Consider the following 17,220-nt stretch of genomic DNA (forward strand, 5'->3'; position numbering starts at 1 on the left):
TGTGAGTTCAGTAACTGTGCCGGGCGAGATTAGTACTGCCGTATCGGTAACCGCCGTCAACGATGGTCGCTGACGGGACCATCTCCGCGGTGACCAGACCGTGGTCGTTGGTGAGCTCGTTCACGATATCGAAAGCGGCGGCGATCCGGTCCGGGGCGTCCACCACGATGGTCGTCACCGGCACCTGCCGTCCCAGCTGAATCAGCTTGTCGCCGTGCGGTTCTCCAGCGCCGATGAATCCCCAGACGCCGCGGAGCACAGTCGCGCCGCCGACCACGCCGGTTTGCAGCAGCCGTCGCACGACGGCCCGGTGAACGGGCGCGCCGTCGTGCAAGGCCGTCTCGGAGGTGTGGATCATCAGCTTCTGCCACAGTGCGCGGCCTTGGTCATCGGTTTGCGGGAGCGCAGACGGGCGGGTCAGCAACTCGCCGCCCCGCTTGCACAGCTGTGCACGTTCTACGGTCACCAGGGGGCGGTCCAGCAGCGCGTCCAGCTCACGCCGGACGGAGTTGACCTGATCACCGGTGCCCACGGCGACGATCATGACCGGAACGTCGGCATTGCGGCTGAAGAACCGGGCACGACGCCGCCGGCCGTGGACAGTGCCGTCGACGCCGAGGAACACCGTGGCCCCGGCGAAGCCATGGCGGTGCAGCGCGGCACAGACCGCGCGGTACGCCGGGGTGCCGGCAACGCGGCTATGGCGGCCCACGTAGACGGTCAGCTTGGTGGTCTCGTGGACCGTAGGCGGGAGATAGTCCGGGCCGACCAGCTGTGCGCGTTCGAGGGTGATCAACCCACGCGGGATCATCGGGACTGCTTGTTCGGCCAGCGTCGAGATCTTGTCGGCCGCATCCACCGCCGCGATCGTCACGGGCGGGTCCTCGGACATGCTCAGTGTCTCGTCGCTGCGCATCTGACGCCGGGGGCCGAAGCTCGCGATGCCCCGCAGCATCACGCTGGTGGCAATGTCGTTGGTGCCGTACAGCTCGAGCAGCGCGTCGGCGGCGAACCGGCGCTCATGCCGCTGGCGCTCGCCGAAATAGGCGGTGAGCTTCAGGTAGTCGGTGCTCATACCCGGCCTCCCAGCCACACGCCCAGCCACGCCGCCACTAGTCCGAGTACGACGCTGACGACGATATTGGCCACCCCCGGCCAGAGCTGACGTTCCTCGCCCAGTCGCTGGGTTTCCAGCATCCACGTGGAGAACGTGGTGTACGACCCGACGAAGCCGGTGCCGACTATCAGCGCGGTGTGCGGGCTCAGCGCCAGGCCCCCGAGGAAACCCAACAGCAGCGCGCCAGTGAGGTTTACCGCCAACGTGCCGAACGGGAACCCGCGCTTGACCCGAGCCGATACAGCTCGGTCGAGCAGGAACCGGCACACCGCTCCGGCTCCGCCCAATACGGCCACGCCCGTCCACACCAAGGCCGTCACGTCAACACCCGCACCCGGCGTACCAGCGCGGTCGCCGCCGCGGCTGCAGCGAGCCCGCCGCCGATGCTGGCCGCGGTGTAACCCGCGGCCAGCCCCCAGTGCCCGTGGTCGAGCATGGTGATCGTTTCGACCTGCATGGTCGAGAACGTCGTCAGCCCGCCGCAGAAGCCGGTGCCCAGGAGCGGTCGGCGGTAACTGGACACCGGCAGTCGTTCCAGCAGCCGCGTGGTGAAGTAACCCAACAGGAACGCGCCGACGATGTTGACCGCAAAGGTCGGCCACGGCCACCGGCCGGGATCGGGGGCCACGAGCGTTTCCAGGCCGGCCCGCGCCAAGGTGCCGAGCGCTCCGCCGACGAAGACTGCGGCCAACTCTCGGAAGTCGTGGCCGCGCATGTCGAACATGAAGTAAAAGTATGGCGGCAACTCGGCAGACCGCAGGCATCGACATTCGTCGGGGAGCAGAATCGGGACCATGGCTGCCAACCCGCGTGCCGGACAACCGGCGCAACCCGAGGATCTCATCGACGTCGCACAGGTGGTGACCGCGTACTACACCCAGCGACCCGACCCCGACGACGTGGCGCAGCAGGTGGTGTTCGGTACCTCCGGGCACCGCGGTTCGAGCCTGGACGCGGCGTTCAACGAGGCTCATATCCTGGCGACGACGCAGGCGATCGTCGAGTACCGCGCGGCGCAGGGCACCACCGGTCCGCTGTTCATCGGGCGCGACACGCACGCATTGTCGGAGCCGGCGTGGGCCTCGGCGCTGGAGGTGTTGGCTGCCAATGACGTTGTGGCGATGATTGATTCGGCTGATCGTTACACGCCGACGCCTGCGGTCAGCCACGCCATCCTGACGTTCAACCGGGGCCGGGAGGGTGACCTGGCCGATGGCATCGTCGTCACGCCGTCCCACAACCCGCCGCGGGACGGCGGGTTCAAGTACAACCCGCCCAACGGCGGTCCGGCCGATACCGATGCCACCGGCGCAATCGCCAAGCGCGCCAACGAAATTCTGCGCGACGGGTTGAAAGCGGTGAAGCGCATTCCGTTGGCCCGCGCCGTGCAGACCGCGCAACGCCACGACTATCTCGACGCCTATGTATCGGATCTGCCGAATGTCGTGGACGTGCACGCGATCCGTGCGGAGGGCATCCGGATCGGAGCCGACCCGCTGGGCGGGGCGAGTGTCGACTACTGGGGTGCGATCGCCGAACGGCACAACCTCGACCTGACCGTGGTGAACCCGCTTGTCGATGCGACCTGGCGGTTCATGACCCTCGACACCGACGGCAAGATACGGATGGACTGCAGCTCGCCGAACGCGATGGCGTCCCTGATCGCCAACCGCGAGAAATACCAGATCGCCACGGGCAATGACGCCGACTCCGACCGGCACGGCATCGTCACCCCCGATGGCGGGCTGCTCAACCCGAACCACTACCTCGCGGTCGCCATCGACTATCTCTACACGCACCGGCCGAACTGGCCGGGCAGTACCGCGGTGGGCAAGACGGCGGTCAGCAGCTCGATCATCGACCGGGTGGTCGGCGGGCTGGAACGCAAGCTGGTGGAGGTGCCGGTCGGGTTCAAATGGTTCGTGGACGGGCTGATCGGCGGCAGCATCGGCTTCGGCGGCGAGGAGAGCGCCGGGGCGTCGTTCCTGCGCACCGACGGCTCAACCTGGACCACCGACAAGGACGGCATCATCCTGGCGTTGCTGGCCTCGGAGATCCTCGCGGTGACCGGGTCGACGCCGTCGCAGCGTTATGCCGAGCTCGCCGAGCGCTACGGCGCGCCCACCTACGCGCGTATCGATGCGCCTGCCGATCGGGAGCAGAAGGCGCGTCTGGCGAAGCTGTCGCCCGAGCAGGTCACCGCGACCGAGCTGGCCGGTGAGCCGATCACCGCGAAGCTGACCGCCGCACCCGGCAACGGCGCCGCGCTGGGTGGGCTGAAGGTGACGACGGAGAACGCGTGGTTCGCCGCACGGCCGTCGGGAACTGAGGATGTCTACAAGATCTACGCCGAGTCGTTCCTCGGTGCCGAGCATCTCGCGGAGGTGCAGCAGGCCGCCAAAGACTTGGTGAATACAGTCATTGGGTGAGCTCTACTGCGGAGGGTGACTGTTCGGGCTCGGAGGGCAGGAGCGAAGCGACCCGGGAATCGGCCCAGACGAAGCCGAAGTTGCCCGGTGAAGTCTGGGTCCTGATCGTCGCCAATGCGGTCATCGCGCTCGGCTATGGCGTGGTGGCGCCGGTTCTGCCGGCCTACGCCCGTCACTTCGGGGTCAGCATCAGTGCCGCGACCTTCGTCATCACTGCGTTCGCGCTGATGAGGCTGTGTTTCGCACCGGCAACCGGTGCGCTGATCCAGCGGCTGGGGGAGCGGCGGATCTACGTCAACGGCCTGGTCATCGTGGCGTTGTCCACTGGGGCGTGCGCCTTCGCGCAGACATATTGGCAGCTGCTGCTGTTCCGATCGCTGGGCGGGATCGGCTCAACCATGTTCTTCGTGTCGGCACTCGGGCTGATGATCCGGATCAGCCCGGAGGGCGCCCGTGGCCGCGTGGCGGGAATGTTCTCCTCGGCGTTTCTGGTCGGCTCGGTCGGCGGGCCCGTGCTCGGCAGTCTCACCGCGGGCCTGGGCCTCAGCGCGCCGTTCCTCATTTACGGCGCTGCTCTGCTGGTCGCGGCTGCCGTCGTGTTCATCAGCCTGCGCCACTCGTCGCTCGCCGCGCCGGCGCCGGAAGACGGAGGCAAGGTGACCGTGCGTACGGCGCTGCGCAACCGTGCCTACCGTGCGGCGCTGCTGTCGAACTTCGCGACCGGGTGGTCGGCCTTCGGTCTGCGGATTGCGCTGGTGCCGTTGTTCATCACCGAGGTGTTCCATCGTGGGGCCGGTACCGCCGGCCTGGCGTTGGCGACGTTCGCGATCGGCAACGTCTCAGCGGTGATCCCGAGTGGTTACCTGTCAGACCGCGTCGGCCGGCGCCTGCTGTTGATCTTCGGCCTCGCTGCCGCGGGCATCTCGACGGCGCTGGTGGGTTTCACCGACGGGCTGACGCTGTTTCTGGTGAGCGCCTACGTCGCGGGGTTCGCGACCGGGATCTTCACCGCACCCCAGCAGGCCGCGGTGGCCGACATCATCGGCAACAAGGCCCGCGGCGGCACCGCGGTCGCGACGTTCCAGATGATGGCCGACCTCGGGTCGATCGGGGGCTCGCTTCTGGTGGGTTTGATCGCCCAGTACTTCTCGTTCTCCTGGGCGTTCGTGGTCAGCGGCGCGATTCTGCTGCTAGCGGCGTTGGGCTGGACATTTGCGCACGAGACTCGCGGCCGCCCGCCTGCCGAGCACACCCCGGCTCGCGCACTCGGCCCAGAGGCCGGCGGCGAAGTGCCCTGACCTGCGATTTTGAAGGACGGGTAGCCGTGGTGTAACTTCGATGAGCACGACATCAGGGGCTATGGCGCAGTTGGTAGCGCACCACACTGGCAGTGTGGGGGTCAGGGGTTCGAATCCCCTTAGCTCCACTTTTGAAAGCCCGCCTTGAGCGGGCTTTCTTTTGTTGGTCGGTCTGGATCTTTGCGCCGCTCCGTCAAACCACATGCGTCACAGTGGTGTCGGGAAGGCAACCGTGAGTGCCTTCAGAAATGCGGTACCACGGGCGGTACCACTGTTGGACGGGTCAGATGTCGCCGAAAGCTGCGGCGTAGCGGATGATGCCCGCGGGGATATCGGACCCGTTGAGGGCGAGCACCATGAGCGCATCGTCGGGCACCTCGGTTTTCATTGTGACCCCGTGCGCGGAGGCCGAGCTGAATCCGAATCGCGGGTAGTAGCTCGGGTGCCCGAGCACGGTGACGAAACGCTCGCCCTGACCTCGCGCAGCGCCGAAAGCCGCCCGGATCGCTGCCGATCCCGCGCCGGTTCGCTGATACTCGGGCAGCACCGCGCACGGACCCAGGCACAGCGCCGGCGTGTCATCGATGTGGCAGCGGGTCAGTAGCGCATAAGCCACTGGCTCGCCGGTCTCGGTGACAGCCAGCGTCGCCAGCCCGTCGATCCATGAGGGGTCAGTGCGGAGAGCCTCGACGAGACCGGCTTCCTCGGCAGTGTCGAAGGCAGCCAGATTGATTTGGCGGACGGCGGCGACGTCGGCTTCGGTTTCCGTCCGCGTATGCCAGTGCGGGTGAGTAGCCATGGCGCCTTCTGATCTCCAATCCGACCTGTATCAGAACGGGTTTCGTCATTACATTCTGTCTATCCAGAGATGCATCATATGGCCAGCGAAACCTGTTGTGACCCAGCTGCAGTCGGGGTCGAGAGCTAGCGCAGGGCGCCACCGTCCACTATCCGGTCAGCCACCTGCAGACCACCGGGTTTTGATTACAAGCGGCGTTGATATCGGCCAGGGAACCCGAGCACGGCATGCCGTTTTCGTGGACGCAGCCCGGTGGCATAGCTGGACAGGGCGACCCGTCGGGCCTCACACACGCCTGGTCTCCTGGATTGGCGTACGCAGGTGTCGCGAAGGTAAACGCCATTCCCACGGCAATAATGGCCGCGCTGCGCAGTAGTCGGCTGCACCTCATCGGTAGTGCCTTTCTCGGCGAAACTGGTCATCGCTATGACTAGCCGGGAGCCGCTGACGTCACGGTCGCGCTGAGATTATCTTGCGATAACGCCGGTTCGAGCCAGTTCGCCAAACTCGACCAGAGGTCCAAGCCGATTGGGCTTCCAGGATCTCAGTCCAAGTCGGCGAGGGCCCTTCGGGCGGCTTCCAATTCGGCTTCAAGGGCGGCGACCCTGGCGGCCTGCTGGGACCGCGCCTCTTCGATCACCTCGTCGATCGGACCGGAGAGGTCCTCATGCAATTCCTTGGCCGCGCGGGAGACAGCGGCCGCCGCGACCGCGAGGTTGCGGGCCAGGTAGGCGGTGCCCTGCTTGAGCTCGGCGCGCCATTCGCCGTCGGCGGTTCCGGTGACTGTGAGGGTCAGCTCGAGTGTCTTGGTCTTCTTACCGGCTGCCTTCTTGGCCGGTGCCTTCTTGGGCTTTTCTTCGACAGAAGCAGCAGCGTCGGGCACCGGCAGCCTTTCAGACGAGGTGCTCTCGACCGGAGAAATCAACACATCGGGAGTGTCGGAGTCGGTGGACGGCGCTTGCGCTGCCAGAGTGTCTACAGTCATCGTTGCGGCGAACTCCTTCTGAACGTGGCTCGCAGTGAGCGGGCTGACTATCACATTTATTAGAACACACGTTCGACATTCGCGGTCAACTTGCCGCCATGCACTCCTACGAACTTTCAGTGCTTGGCCATGGCGCAGTAGCAAATGGTCCGCGAGCTCCTGGCAAAGTCTTGGCGTGCGCAGAACATCTTCTCAGCACACCCTCAGTCGGTAAAGGCACAGTAGGGGCAACCGCGGCTCCGCCGTGCAATCTTTGTTGATTCCAGAGGAAGAAGAACGTACGTCATGACGCATCGACCAGAGTACCCGCCATCTCCCGACAGCAATGCGCCGATACCGGGACAGCCTGTGGGCCAGCGGTATCCGAACCCGTGGTCCCGTGAGGGCTACCAGCACGATGGCAGTGCGAGTGCCTACTCGCATCAGCCGTACCCCACGGCTTCTCCGGATGGGAATGAGAATCAACGGTTTCAGCCGTCGCCGATGCAGAATCAGCAGCCGCAGAAGCGGTCCCGCGGGCGGGCAGGTGTCCTCGTGGCCGGCATGGCCGCTGTTGCGGTGACGTCCGGCGCGGTGGCAGGCGTCGCGGTGGTTAACCATGTCGATCGATCCACGGCAAATGCTCAGGCGACGGTTGCGGAGGCGCAGAATCCTGCACCGGCCCGGGGTCCCAATCTTCCCGCGGCGGCAGCGCCTGCAGGTTCGGTCGAGCAGGTATCGGCCAAGGTGCTGCCCAGTGTGGTGAAGTTGCAGGTCGATACGGGGCAGGGAAGTGCCGAGGGGTCGGGGATCGTCATCAGCCCGGACGGAATGATCCTGACGAATAATCACGTCGTCGAGGCAGCCAAAGAGGTTGCCGCTGGACAAGACTCGCTCCCGAGCTTGGGCGGGCCGATGAGCCCGCAGGATCCGTTCGGCGGCCTGTTCGGTCCCGGATCGGACACTCCGGCGGCTCGCTCGGGCTCGGACATGAAAGCCACGGTGACTTTCTCCGACGGCCGCACTGCGCCGTTCACCGTGGTCGGCACCGACCCGGCCGATGACCTCGCGGTGGTTCGCGCCGAAGGTGTTTCGGGGCTCACCCCGATCGCGATGGGGTCGTCGAAGGACGTGAAGGTGGGTCAGAACGTCGTGGCGATCGGATCTCCGCTCGGACTCCAGGGCACCGTGACGACGGGCATCGTCAGCGCCCTGGATCGTCCGGTCGCCACCGGGGATGAGACGACCGGCCAGGCGTCGGTGATGAGTGCGATCCAGACCGATGCCGCGATCAACCCGGGCAACTCCGGCGGTGCGCTGGTCAACATGAACGGTGAGCTGATCGGGGTGAACTCTGCGATCGCCTCTCTCGGCGGGCAGGGTTCCGGCGGGGCGCAAAGCGGTTCGATCGGGTTGGGATTCGCGATCCCCGTCGACCAGGCCAAGCGCATCGCCGACGAGTTGATCTCGACGGGCACGGTCCAACACGCCTCGTTGGGAGTGCAGCTCGGCACTGACGCGCGTGCGAACGGTGCCGCGATCGCCGGCGTCGCCAATGGGGGCCCGGCCGCCGACGCAGGATTGCGCAGCGGGATGGTCATCACCAAGGTCGACGACCGCGTGATCGACGGGCCAGAAGCTCTGATTGCGACCGTCCGGTCGAAGGCCCCGGGCGATCAGGTGACAGTGACGTACCAGGACCCCTCGGGCGACTCGCAGACCGCCGAGGTCACACTCGGCACAATGCAGGCCTGATCGTCCTCACCCCATCTCCTCTTTGTCACGGTCGGAACAACAGCCACCGGGCTTTCGTTGACTAACGGTCGCAGCCACCCGGGCCCGGGGGCACGGCAAGGCCGGCGGGGAGCGACGGGATAGCGAGGGCACGTGTCAGGTCGAGAGTATGCAGACGAATTGGAAGCCGAGCGGGGCTATGTAGCCGGGCTCTACAAGCGGGTCGATGCGGACCGCGTTCGAGCGAAGCGCCGGTACCGGGACGCTCTGCGGGGTGACGTCGACGCGCAGAACGGCGGGACACTCGTCGAACGTGACGCCGAGGTCCGTGCGCTTGCCAAAGAGATACAGCGGCTGGATATCGCGGACAACGGACTCTGCTTCGGCCGGCTGGAGTCCGTCGACGACGAGCATCTGTATATCGGCCGGATGGGGATATTCGATCGGGACGACGACTTCGAACCGTTGTTGCTCGATTGGCGTGCACCGATGGCCCGCCCGTTCTACACCGCGACTGCCGCCAATCCCGAGAACATGCGACGGCGCCGCCAGTTTCACACGCTGGGGCGCAAAGTGGTCGATTTCACCGACGAGGTGTTGGGCCGGCCCACCGGCGCCGAGTTGGGTGAGGACCGCGACGGCGCTGGGGACGCCGCCCTGCTCGCGGCGGTGAACGCCCCGCGCGGCGACGGTATGCGCGACATCGTCGCGACGATCCAGGCCGAACAGGACGAGATCATCCGGCATCCGCATTCCGGGGTGTTGGTGATCGAGGGCGGCCCCGGCACCGGCAAGACGGTCGTGGCCTTGCACCGCGTCGCCTATCTCCTCTACACCCAACGCCAGCAGCTGCAAAGTCACGGAGCGCTCGTCGTCGGGCCCAGCCCGTCGTTCCTCAATCACATCGGCCGGGTGTTGCCGTCGCTGGGCGAGACGGATGTGGTGTTCATGACCCCCGGCGACCTCGTGCCGGGGTTGCACGTCACTGCCGAGGACGCCCCGGAGGCGGCACGACTCAAGGGTTCGCTGAAGATTTTGGACGTCCTCGCCGCGGCGGTCGCCGATCGGCAGGAGCTGCCGCAGGATCCGATTCCGATCACGCTGTCGGACGTCACGGTACGCATCGATGCCGAGACGGCGGCGTGGGCGAGGGACGAGGCGCGCAAAACCGGCCTGCCGCACAACGAAGCGCGCGCCGAGTTCGTCGACGTCGTCACGTACGTGGTGATCGAACGGGCAGTCGCCCGCATCGGCCGGGGCTGGCTGACCCGCGAGGACAAGCACGCCTGGGAGCAGATGCGTGCCGACGTGCTCAACGAGCTTGAGGACCACGAGCAGTTCGCCGCTGCACTCGATGAACTGTGGCCGACACTGACGCCGGAAAACGTCCTGGCACAGCTGTATACGTCGCATGATCGGCTGCGTGCCGCGGGCGCGGACGAGGCGCTGTACCGTGCCGACGGCGAGGCCTGGACGGTGTCGGATGTGCCGCTGCTCGACGAACTGGTCGACCTGCTCGGCGGCATCAAACCCGATCTCGCCGCCGAACGGGAACGGCGGGAGGAGGCCGCCTACGCGGCCGGGGTGCTGGATCTCATGGTCGACCGTGAGGATCTCATGGACGACGAAGATCGTCTGCTCGCCCAGGACCTTCTCGACGCCGAGGATCTGGCGGAACGTTTCACGGAACGCGACAACCGGGAACTCGTGGAACGCGCCGCCGCGGACCGGGATTGGACCTATGGGCATGTGGTGGTCGATGAGGCTCAGGAACTCTCTGAGATGGACTGGCGGGTCCTCATGCGGCGCTGTCCGCGCCGATCCTTCACGGTGGTGGGCGATCTCGCGCAGCGCCGGTCCGCCGCCGGGGCCAGGACGTGGGACACGATGCTGGCGCCGTACACCGCCGCGAGGACCAAGGACGGCCCAGCGCGCTGGGTCTACAAGACACTGTCGGTGAATTACCGCACGCCGTCTGAGATCATGACTGTTGCCGCCGCGCTTCTCGCGGAGTTCGCGCCCGGGGTGCAGCCGCCGGAGTCGGTCCGCGCCTGTGGTGTGGCGCCATGGTCCAAGCAGGTTACCGAGGACCAATTGCCCGCTGCCATTGACGAATTCGTCCGGGACGAAGCCGGCCGCGAAGGCACCAGCGTGGTGATCGGGCCACCGGGGACACCGGGCACGGTGCCGGCGTCGGAGACCAAGGGCCTGGAGTTCGACGCGGTCCTGGTGGTGGAGCCGGAACGGATCCTCGCCGACGGGCCACGTGGCGCGGCCGAACTTTACGTCGCTCTCACCCGCGCCACCCAACGCCTCGGCGTGCTGCACCTGGGCCCTTTGCCGCAGGCCCTGGCCGGACTGGTTGATGTGGGCACCCCCGCACTGGCCTGAGCCACCTGCGGGCGGCTCTACCCTCGTCGTATGGATGGTTCGGAGAAGCGGTTGGTCATCAGGGTCAACTCGAATGCGAAGATGTCGCGGGGAAAGACCGCGGCACACGCGGTCCACGCTGCGCTCAAGCTCTACGGCATCGACTACGACCACCCCGTTATCGTCATCGGCGGCAAGCCCGACGAGATCCTGGCGCAGGCGGTGCACATCCGCGATGCCGGCCGGACCGAACTCGAACCCGGAACCCTCACCGCGGGCGCGAGTTGGGAGTGGAAGGATCCGGACCCGTCGGAACCGCAGACATAGGGCTTCCGAGGGTTGCTTCGAAATAGTCGCGGAGCCCGTGGATGTCACTGCCGAGCAGCGCAATGTAGCCATCGGGGCGGACGAGCACCAGCCCACCGCCGGAGATCTGCGTGTGTTCAGGCACGTCGATCAGGTCCGCATATTCGTTGACGACGGCACGCAGTCCCGTCGGCTCAAGACTGGGCGACAGCAGCGTGTACTTCGACGGGTGGAGCACATCGGTGGTCGGAAAGCGGTCACCGACCGCGAGCCTGGTGTCGTTGGTCCCGCCGGCGCCGTCGCGGTAGGACACGTCGAGCTGGGTCAGGGCTCTCGTCAGGATGCGCTGGACGCCTGCCCGCGCGGTGATGTGCGGCGCCAGGTGACGGCGGGCGGCCGCGGCAACAGGACTGCGCAGCAACGTCATTCGGGTGGCACGGCGGGTTCCCTTGACCAGTCGCTGTGCCACCGGGGATCGTTCGGCCGCATAACTGTCGAGTAGATCCGGCCGCGCTTGACCGTGTACGACAGCTGCGAGTTTCCAACCGAGGTTGAACGCATCCTGAATACCGGTGTTCATGCCCTGCCCGCCGACCACGGAGTGGACGTGCGCGGCGTCGCCGGCGAGGAACACCCGACCGACGGAATGCCGTGCGACCTTGCGTTGGTTGATGCGGAACCTCCCGGCATAGGTGATCTCTGAGACGCGGGAACCAGCTGGTGCACAACGGGTTACGGCGGCTTGCAGTTCATCGAATGTCACCTCGCCGGCGGGGGCCTGGCCGGGCCGGTAGGCGATGGTGAGGCGATGCAGGCCGCCGGGCATCGGGAAGTACGCGACGAAGCGTCCCCGGTGGAGGAACGAGTAGAAGACGTCGTGCGGCAACGGCCAGTCCATCCGGACGTCCGCGACGGCGAAGTTCTCCTCGAAGGCGGCGCCGACGAACGGCACGTCGAGCTGATGACGCACGGTGCTGTGCGCGCCGTCGCACCCGATCACCCACGGCAGCCGGGCCTGTTCCAGCCGCCCGTCGCCGTGCCGAAGCCCGACCTGGACCTCGCCAGGTGACTGGTCCAGTGTGGACAGCTCGACGCCGCGTTCCACCTCGACACCGAGGTCGTTGAGACGGGTCGCGAGCAGCGCTTCCACCTGCGGTTGGGGCAGCATCAGCAGATAGGGGTGCGGTGTGTTCAGTGCGTGAATGTCAAGGTGCAGGAACCGCTTTCCCTCACTGAAGACATTGAACTCCGTCACTGGCACACCGCCGGCAACGGTTGCATCGGCAAGGTCCAACCGGTCGAACAGCTCGAGCGTTCTCGGCTGGACACCGAGCGCCCTGGTCTCGGTCGTCGGTGCCGCGGCGGTGTCGATGACGCGGACGGCGACTCCGCGTCGGGCCAGTTCGATACCCATGGTGAGACCCGTCGGACCTGCGCCGACGACGAGCACCTCTGTGGTCATTGCGCTTCCACCCTGTGGCTAGGAGTTCGCGCCCGCGCGATCGGGCACCCACGGTGTCATGCGGGGAATCCATCGCGGCACGTGGCGGCGGAACGCGTCGTACTCGGTGCCGAACCGTTTGCGGAGATGCGGTTCCTCGAAGACCGGGATCGCGATCGCGACGACGGTGCAGAACAGTGCGAACCAGCCGTACAGCCAGGGCGACGTCGTCGCGACAGCTGTGCCGAGTTGGATGCTGAACACCGCGGTCATCATCGGGTTGCGGACGTGGCGGTACGGACCCTCCACCACAAGGTTGACCGGTGAGCCGATCGCCAGGGCGCCCTTGCCGATGCGGTCGAACAGGATCATCGTCCACACCAGATACCACAGTCCGAACGCGACCAGCGCGCCGCCGGTGATGGCGAGTAGGACGCCCGAGACGGTACTGAGGTCGGGGGCGTTGACGCCGGTCACCGCGATGATCACGGCCGGTATGAACACCGTCATCGTTGCCGGGGCGATCAGCACCGAGATCGTGTGCCGCCACCAGAGCCGTCGTTGTGCCATGTCGATTCCTCCTTCTTCAACGGTTGTTGAACTTTGACGGTACGCCGCGGCGCAGCCATTGGTCAACGCTTGTTGAAGTAAACTTTTGTACATGTCGGAGACGCGGCGAAGCGGCCGCTGGCGAACGGGCCAGGAGAGCAAGCAGCGCATCGTGGAGGCGGCACGCGAGCATTTCACGCGCGACGGCTACGAGCGGGCCACGGTGCGCCGGATCGCCGCCGACGCCGGCGTGGACGTGGCGATGGTCTACTACTTCTTCGGCAACAAGGAAGGGCTGTTCAACGCTGCGGTGATCGATGTCCCGGAGCACCCGTTGCACCAACTGGCCATCCTGCTCGACGAGGGGAGTGACCAGATCGGCCCGCGCCTGGTTCGGGACTTCATCCAACGCTGGGACGAGGGTGCCACCTTCGATCCGCTTTTGACGATATTCCGGTCAGCGGCGATTCAGCCGTTGGCGCGCAAGCTATTACATGATTCTTTGGCCGGCCCGGTGGCCGAGCGGGTCGAGGCTCAATTCGGAGTGACCAATGCTGTGCTGCGCGTCGAGTTGGTGACGACCCATCTCGTGGGCCTGGCCTTCGCGCGCTACCAGCTCAAGATCGAACCCATGGCCTCGGCCGGTGTCGATGAGCTGGTCGACTGGGTTGGCCCGACCGTGCAGCGCTACCTGACCGATCCGAATCCGTAGCGTCGGCTCAGTCGTGTCGCAGACAATGTCGCAGCACTGCCAGGAAGGGTCGCGGATCGGCCAGGCCATCACGCCGGAACGGCATGGAATCCCGTGAGGCGGTGATCCAGTCCTCGCGGGTGAAGCGGTCCAAACACAGCCGCTGACCCGCGCGGGCAGCCAACACATGCAGCAATAACGTGCCGGTACGCCCGTTGCCTTCACGAAAAGGGTGAATCTGGTTGTAGTCGGCATAAATTCGGGCCAGTCGGTAGGCGAGCTCACCGCCGTCCAAGGAAGCGCCCCCGACGGCCACCGAGGTTATCTCGACTCCCAGCGTCTCCAATGCGCCGGGGATCCGCTCGCAGGAGCCGAATGCGGCCTCACCGCGCCGCAGTTCGACGATGCGCGGTTCACCGGCCCACGCGTACACGTCACCGAATACATGTTGATGCAACCGACGGACGTCGAGGCCGTAGCTTTCCGGGTCCATATGCACCTGCAGGATCCGGCCTGCCGTCGCCACGAACTCCAGCCGCGTCAGCGTCGCCACATCGTGCACACCGAAGTTGTTGCGCAGCACCGTCGTCCCCGGGATCAGATACGGTTTGCGCCGTGCCAGAACCGGACGCCGAAGGCGTCGGCGGTCCGTCGGCAGATGCCGCCCCAGATACTCCCCGAATGTCACTGCGCCGGTGAGTAGCTCGGTCAAACCGGCGACCTGCTCGGTGCTGGGGCGCCATCCTTCGAGGCGCTCGGCGGCGATGGTCTGTGCGAGCGCGTGACGCTCGTCTTCGCGGAGCCCGGCTACCACACCGAGAAACTCGACGTCGAGGCCAGGTAGTCCAGTTTGCGTCGCAGGCCGGTGAGTTCGCGGCCGATGCTGCGCAGTGCGGTGCGGTCCTGGGGTGACAGCGCCGACAGTTCCACGCGTTCGTCGACCTGCTCTCCGGCGTTCCACCGCGCCGTGCGCACTCGCCAACGGATGCTCGATCCGATGGTGTGGCATTTCGCGAGTACTCGCGCATCTTCGCTGTCGAGGTAACGGGTGCCCGCGGCGTCACTGATCCGGTCACGCGTGGGCAGTGCATCGGATCCGCAACTGAGTGCCGCCCACCGCGCGATCCGCACGACAGGATCGACGGCGGCGTGTTTGATGTCGACGCCACCGTCGCCGGAGGTCAGCGCGCGCAGCCGGGACGGAACGTAGGCGCGGATGTAGGTGGCATCCTGCAGCATGGCGGCCAGCGAAGCCGGGTGGGCGCGTGCCGCAATACCGGCCTCTTCACGCAGGTCGACGCCCTTGGCGACCGGCACGGCGTCGGCCAGTAGGCCGATCATCACGACCCCGCGGTCGGCCGCCGGGTCGCGGGCCCACCGGCCGATACCGTCGGCCCATTCCCGAGCCGAACGGTTGAACCTTGCCCTCGCGGCGATCGCGCCGTTGTCATCGCCTCGGAGGCCGCACTGCGCGAGCACATCGTGCACGTCGGCGGCATGGGCCAGCGCGGCCTCAGGCTCGGCGTTCGGACGCCGCACGAACAATGTCTCGAGGTCAGATCCGGGCAGCGCATCGCCGCGGCCGACGCTGCCGGAGGCATACCAGAATCCGATGTCGGTGGACACCAGTCGTGCGGCGCTCGCGAGAGCCGCCCGGACAAGAGCCGACCAGGCGTGTGCGACTGTCGCCGCGCCTGCGCGGGTGTCGATCAGCTCCTGGACCGCAGCATGCGCCTGCCGGGCGGCGGCTACCAGGGCCGTCTCGCTGTCTGCTGATTCCACGCGAAGGTGTGCGCGTTCCAGCGGACTGTCGGGCATACCGGCGATTCTGGCAGGTGCAGGGGCTGTGAGCATTCGGCAACCAAACCCTTACCGACGGCTACATGACCGAAACATTCGGGTGACACCCGGGACACGCGAAGGCAGTTATCTGTCACTCGACAGTTATAGAGCTGGCCCCACCGCCCCGAGCCCGAGAGAAACGCCTATGACCAGCAGCGCGACCGCGCCAGGCAGAGATGCGTCAAACGACCATAGCGACCTGGCCGAGTTTGGTTATGACCAGCAGTTGCATCGCCGGCTCGGCCGGTTTGAATCCTTCGCCGCCGGCTTCTCGTTCGTGTCGATCCTGACGACCATCTTCCAGCTGTTCGGCCTCGGGTTCGGCTTCGGCGGGCCGGCCTTCTTCTGGACGTGGCCCGCGGTCTTCCTTGGCCAGTTCCTGGTAGCGCTCTGCTTCGCCGAACTGGCGGCGCATTACCCGATCTCGGGCGCCATCTATCAGTGGTCTCGGCGAATGGGTGGTGAGGTGATCGGCTGGTTCGGCGGTTGGTTCATGATCCTGGCCCAGATCGTCACCGCAGCGGCCGCCGCAATCGCGCTACAGGTGGTGCTGCCGGCGATCTGGTCCGGGTTCCAGATCATCGGGGACGATCCGGCGCTCACTTCACCGAGCGGGGCAACCAACGCGGTGCTGCTCGGCACCGTGCTGCTGGTGGTGACGACGACCATCAATTGTCTTGGCGTCAAACTGATGTCGCGGGTGAACAGCGCAGGGGTGATCTGCGAGATCGTCGGCGTCGTCGCCGTCATCGGGGTCTTCTTCACCCACGCGCAGCGCGGTCCCCAGGTGGTGTTCGACACCGGCCACGCGGGCGGACAGCCCGGCTACATCTGGGCGTGGATCATGTCGGGGTTGATGGCCGCCTACGTCATGGTGGGCTTCGGCTCGGCCGGTGAGCTCGCCGAAGAGACCCGCAACCCGCGCCGGGTCGCGCCCCGCACCATTCGGTTGGCCCTTTCTGTCTCCGCACTGGGCGGTGGCCTGATGATTCTCGGCGCGCTGATGGCCGCACCGAGCCTCACCGACGGCCGGTTGGCCACCGAGGGCCTGCCGTACGTGCTCGACACCGTGCTGTCCTCACCGTGGGGCACGGTGCTGCTGATCGACGTGTGTATCGCAATCACCATCTGCACCTTGGCGATTCAGACCGCGGCCTCCAGGCTGATGTTCTCGATGGCTCGCGACAACCGGTTGCCGGCGTCGACGATCCTGGCCCGGGTTAACGGCCGCACGGGTACTCCGATCTGGCCGTCGGTACTGATCGGCGTGCTGTGCATCGCGGTCCTGGTGGTCAACGTCGGCAACTCGGCGATCTTCGCGACGCTGGCAAGCGTCTGCATCATCCTGATCTACCTGGCGTACCTGATGGTCACCGCGCCGCTGCTGTACCGCAGGCTCAAAGGTTGGCCCACCGGACGCAATCAGGTTGACGCCGAAGGGCTACCGCTGTTCTCGCTGGGCCGGTTCGGCGTCGTCATCAACGTGCTCGCCGTGGTCTACGGGGCGGTGATGATCGTCAACCTGGGCTGGCCGCGAGCCGAAATCTTCAACCCCACCGGGGAACTGCCGATCCTGCAGTGGGCCGGCCCGCTCAGCATCGCCGTCGCAGTCCTGCTCGGTGCGGTGTGTTTCCCGCGCGGCAAGACCCATCCGAAACCAGTCACGATTGGAGCCTGAGA

General features: G+C 66.4%; 16 protein-coding genes and 1 tRNA gene. 8 read left to right on the forward strand and 9 right to left on the reverse strand.

The window, feature by feature from the left end; all coding sequences use genetic code 11:
* Window positions 1-7 precede the first annotated feature (7 nt).
* Genes ABQF30_RS05465 through crcB (ABQF30_RS05475) form a run of 3 tightly spaced genes read right to left on the reverse strand, consistent with a single transcriptional unit; the run spans window position 8 to window position 1,832 of the window.
* Window positions 8-1,075, reverse strand: coding sequence for a putative PII-like signaling protein (locus ABQF30_RS05465; RefSeq protein WP_448461737.1), 1,068 nt, complete (start codon window positions 1,073-1,075; stop codon window positions 8-10).
* Entirely contained in the window at window positions 1,072-1,437 is a 366-nt protein-coding gene (gene crcB / locus ABQF30_RS05470) for a fluoride efflux transporter CrcB (RefSeq protein ID WP_448461739.1), read from the reverse strand. Before crcB (ABQF30_RS05470) ends, ABQF30_RS05465 begins: the two co-directional genes overlap by 4 nt.
* Window positions 1,434-1,832, reverse strand: coding sequence for a fluoride efflux transporter CrcB (gene crcB / locus ABQF30_RS05475; RefSeq protein ID WP_448463480.1), 399 nt, complete (start codon window positions 1,830-1,832; stop codon window positions 1,434-1,436). The genes crcB (ABQF30_RS05470) and crcB (ABQF30_RS05475) overlap by 4 nt, the downstream gene beginning before the upstream one ends.
* Window positions 1,833-1,911: 79 nt before the next feature.
* On the opposite strand from crcB (ABQF30_RS05475), the gene pgm reads away from it, so the two are divergent.
* The 3 genes from pgm to ABQF30_RS05490 all read left to right on the forward strand — a co-directional run bounded on the left by pgm (window position 1,912) and on the right by ABQF30_RS05490 (window position 4,972).
* On the forward strand, window positions 1,912-3,546 hold the full coding sequence (gene pgm / locus ABQF30_RS05480) for a phosphoglucomutase (alpha-D-glucose-1,6-bisphosphate-dependent) (RefSeq protein ID WP_448461740.1): 1,635 nt from the start codon (window positions 1,912-1,914) through the stop codon (window positions 3,544-3,546).
* On the forward strand, window positions 3,543-4,844 hold the full coding sequence (locus ABQF30_RS05485; RefSeq protein WP_448461742.1) for an MFS transporter: 1,302 nt from the start codon (window positions 3,543-3,545) through the stop codon (window positions 4,842-4,844). The genes pgm and ABQF30_RS05485 overlap by 4 nt, the downstream gene beginning before the upstream one ends.
* Before the next feature lie 55 nt (window positions 4,845-4,899).
* A tRNA-Ala gene (locus ABQF30_RS05490) sits at window positions 4,900-4,972 on the forward strand.
* 155 nt (window positions 4,973-5,127) lie between these two features.
* Here the strand turns inward: ABQF30_RS05490 and ABQF30_RS05495 are convergent.
* The gene (locus ABQF30_RS05495; RefSeq protein ID WP_448461743.1) at window positions 5,128-5,643 is read right to left on the reverse strand and encodes a GNAT family N-acetyltransferase; all 516 of its coding nucleotides are present in this window, start codon (window positions 5,641-5,643) and stop codon (window positions 5,128-5,130) included.
* Between the two features lie 544 nt (window positions 5,644-6,187).
* A complete protein-coding gene (locus ABQF30_RS05500) occupies window positions 6,188-6,628 on the reverse strand; it encodes a DUF6319 family protein (RefSeq protein WP_448461745.1) in 441 nt (146 codons plus the stop codon).
* A 285-nt stretch (window positions 6,629-6,913) separates the two neighbouring features.
* Between ABQF30_RS05500 and ABQF30_RS05505 the strand changes: the two genes are divergently transcribed.
* The 3 genes from ABQF30_RS05505 (at window position 6,914) to ABQF30_RS05515 (ending at window position 11,038) form a co-directional block, all read left to right on the forward strand.
* A complete protein-coding gene (locus ABQF30_RS05505) occupies window positions 6,914-8,362 on the forward strand; it encodes a S1C family serine protease (protein ID WP_448461747.1) in 1,449 nt (482 codons plus the stop codon).
* A gap of 132 nt (window positions 8,363-8,494) precedes the next feature.
* Window positions 8,495-10,732: an RNA polymerase recycling motor ATPase HelR gene (helR, locus tag ABQF30_RS05510; protein ID WP_448461749.1), complete on the forward strand. Its 2,238-nt coding sequence runs from the start codon at window positions 8,495-8,497 to the stop codon at window positions 10,730-10,732.
* A gap of 30 nt (window positions 10,733-10,762) precedes the next feature.
* The gene (locus tag ABQF30_RS05515; RefSeq protein WP_448461751.1) at window positions 10,763-11,038 is read left to right on the forward strand and encodes an aminoacyl-tRNA hydrolase; all 276 of its coding nucleotides are present in this window, start codon (window positions 10,763-10,765) and stop codon (window positions 11,036-11,038) included.
* Here the strand turns inward: ABQF30_RS05515 and ABQF30_RS05520 are convergent.
* Both ABQF30_RS05520 and ABQF30_RS05525 read right to left on the reverse strand, forming a co-directional pair.
* Complete coding sequence (locus tag ABQF30_RS05520) at window positions 10,980-12,479, reverse strand: FAD-dependent monooxygenase (RefSeq protein WP_448461753.1); 1,500 nt, start codon at window positions 12,477-12,479, stop codon at window positions 10,980-10,982. The two genes, ABQF30_RS05515 and ABQF30_RS05520, sit on opposite strands and share 59 nt — an antisense overlap.
* Window positions 12,480-12,497: 18 nt before the next feature.
* Window positions 12,498-13,028 (reverse strand): methyltransferase family protein, encoded by a 531-nt coding sequence (locus tag ABQF30_RS05525; RefSeq protein ID WP_448461755.1) that lies wholly within the window; start codon window positions 13,026-13,028, stop codon window positions 12,498-12,500.
* Between the two features lie 91 nt (window positions 13,029-13,119).
* On the opposite strand from ABQF30_RS05525, the gene ABQF30_RS05530 reads away from it, so the two are divergent.
* A complete protein-coding gene (locus ABQF30_RS05530) occupies window positions 13,120-13,719 on the forward strand; it encodes a TetR/AcrR family transcriptional regulator (RefSeq protein ID WP_448461757.1) in 600 nt (199 codons plus the stop codon).
* A gap of 7 nt (window positions 13,720-13,726) precedes the next feature.
* On the opposite strand, the gene ABQF30_RS05535 is transcribed toward ABQF30_RS05530, so the two are convergent.
* Together ABQF30_RS05535 and ABQF30_RS05540 are read right to left on the reverse strand one after the other, a co-directional pair.
* On the reverse strand, window positions 13,727-14,512 hold the full coding sequence (locus ABQF30_RS05535; RefSeq protein ID WP_448461759.1) for a Fic/DOC family protein: 786 nt from the start codon (window positions 14,510-14,512) through the stop codon (window positions 13,727-13,729).
* Window positions 14,506-15,516: a putative nucleotidyltransferase substrate binding domain-containing protein gene (locus ABQF30_RS05540; RefSeq protein WP_448461761.1), complete on the reverse strand. Its 1,011-nt coding sequence runs from the start codon at window positions 15,514-15,516 to the stop codon at window positions 14,506-14,508. The genes ABQF30_RS05535 and ABQF30_RS05540 overlap by 7 nt, the downstream gene beginning before the upstream one ends.
* 169 nt (window positions 15,517-15,685) lie before the next feature.
* Here ABQF30_RS05540 and ABQF30_RS05545 point away from each other — a divergent pair, with 169 nt between their 5' ends.
* A complete protein-coding gene (locus ABQF30_RS05545; RefSeq protein ID WP_448461763.1) occupies window positions 15,686-17,218 on the forward strand; it encodes an amino acid permease in 1,533 nt (510 codons plus the stop codon).
* Window positions 17,219-17,220: the final 2 nt, after the last annotated feature.

This window comes from Mycolicibacterium sp. XJ870, assembly GCF_053483975.1.

Coding starts and splice junctions, on each gene's coding strand:
- ABQF30_RS05540 (WP_448461761.1), bottom strand. CDS start 15,516: ATGCCCGACAGTCCGCTGGAACGCGCACACCTTCGCGTGGAATCAGCA.
- ABQF30_RS05505 (WP_448461747.1), top strand. CDS start 6,914: ATGACGCATCGACCAGAGTACCCGCCATCTCCCGACAGCAATGCGCCG.
- ABQF30_RS05465 (WP_448461737.1), bottom strand. CDS start 1,075: ATGAGCACCGACTACCTGAAGCTCACCGCCTATTTCGGCGAGCGCCAG.
- crcB (WP_448463480.1), bottom strand. CDS start 1,832: ATGCGCGGCCACGACTTCCGAGAGTTGGCCGCAGTCTTCGTCGGCGGA.
- ABQF30_RS05520 (WP_448461753.1), bottom strand. CDS start 12,479: ATGACCACAGAGGTGCTCGTCGTCGGCGCAGGTCCGACGGGTCTCACC.
- ABQF30_RS05495 (WP_448461743.1), bottom strand. CDS start 5,643: ATGGCTACTCACCCGCACTGGCATACGCGGACGGAAACCGAAGCCGAC.
- ABQF30_RS05545 (WP_448461763.1), top strand. CDS start 15,686: ATGACCAGCAGCGCGACCGCGCCAGGCAGAGATGCGTCAAACGACCAT.
- pgm (WP_448461740.1), top strand. CDS start 1,912: ATGGCTGCCAACCCGCGTGCCGGACAACCGGCGCAACCCGAGGATCTC.
- ABQF30_RS05500 (WP_448461745.1), bottom strand. CDS start 6,628: ATGACTGTAGACACTCTGGCAGCGCAAGCGCCGTCCACCGACTCCGAC.
- ABQF30_RS05530 (WP_448461757.1), top strand. CDS start 13,120: ATGTCGGAGACGCGGCGAAGCGGCCGCTGGCGAACGGGCCAGGAGAGC.
- ABQF30_RS05515 (WP_448461751.1), top strand. CDS start 10,763: ATGGATGGTTCGGAGAAGCGGTTGGTCATCAGGGTCAACTCGAATGCG.
- ABQF30_RS05525 (WP_448461755.1), bottom strand. CDS start 13,028: ATGGCACAACGACGGCTCTGGTGGCGGCACACGATCTCGGTGCTGATC.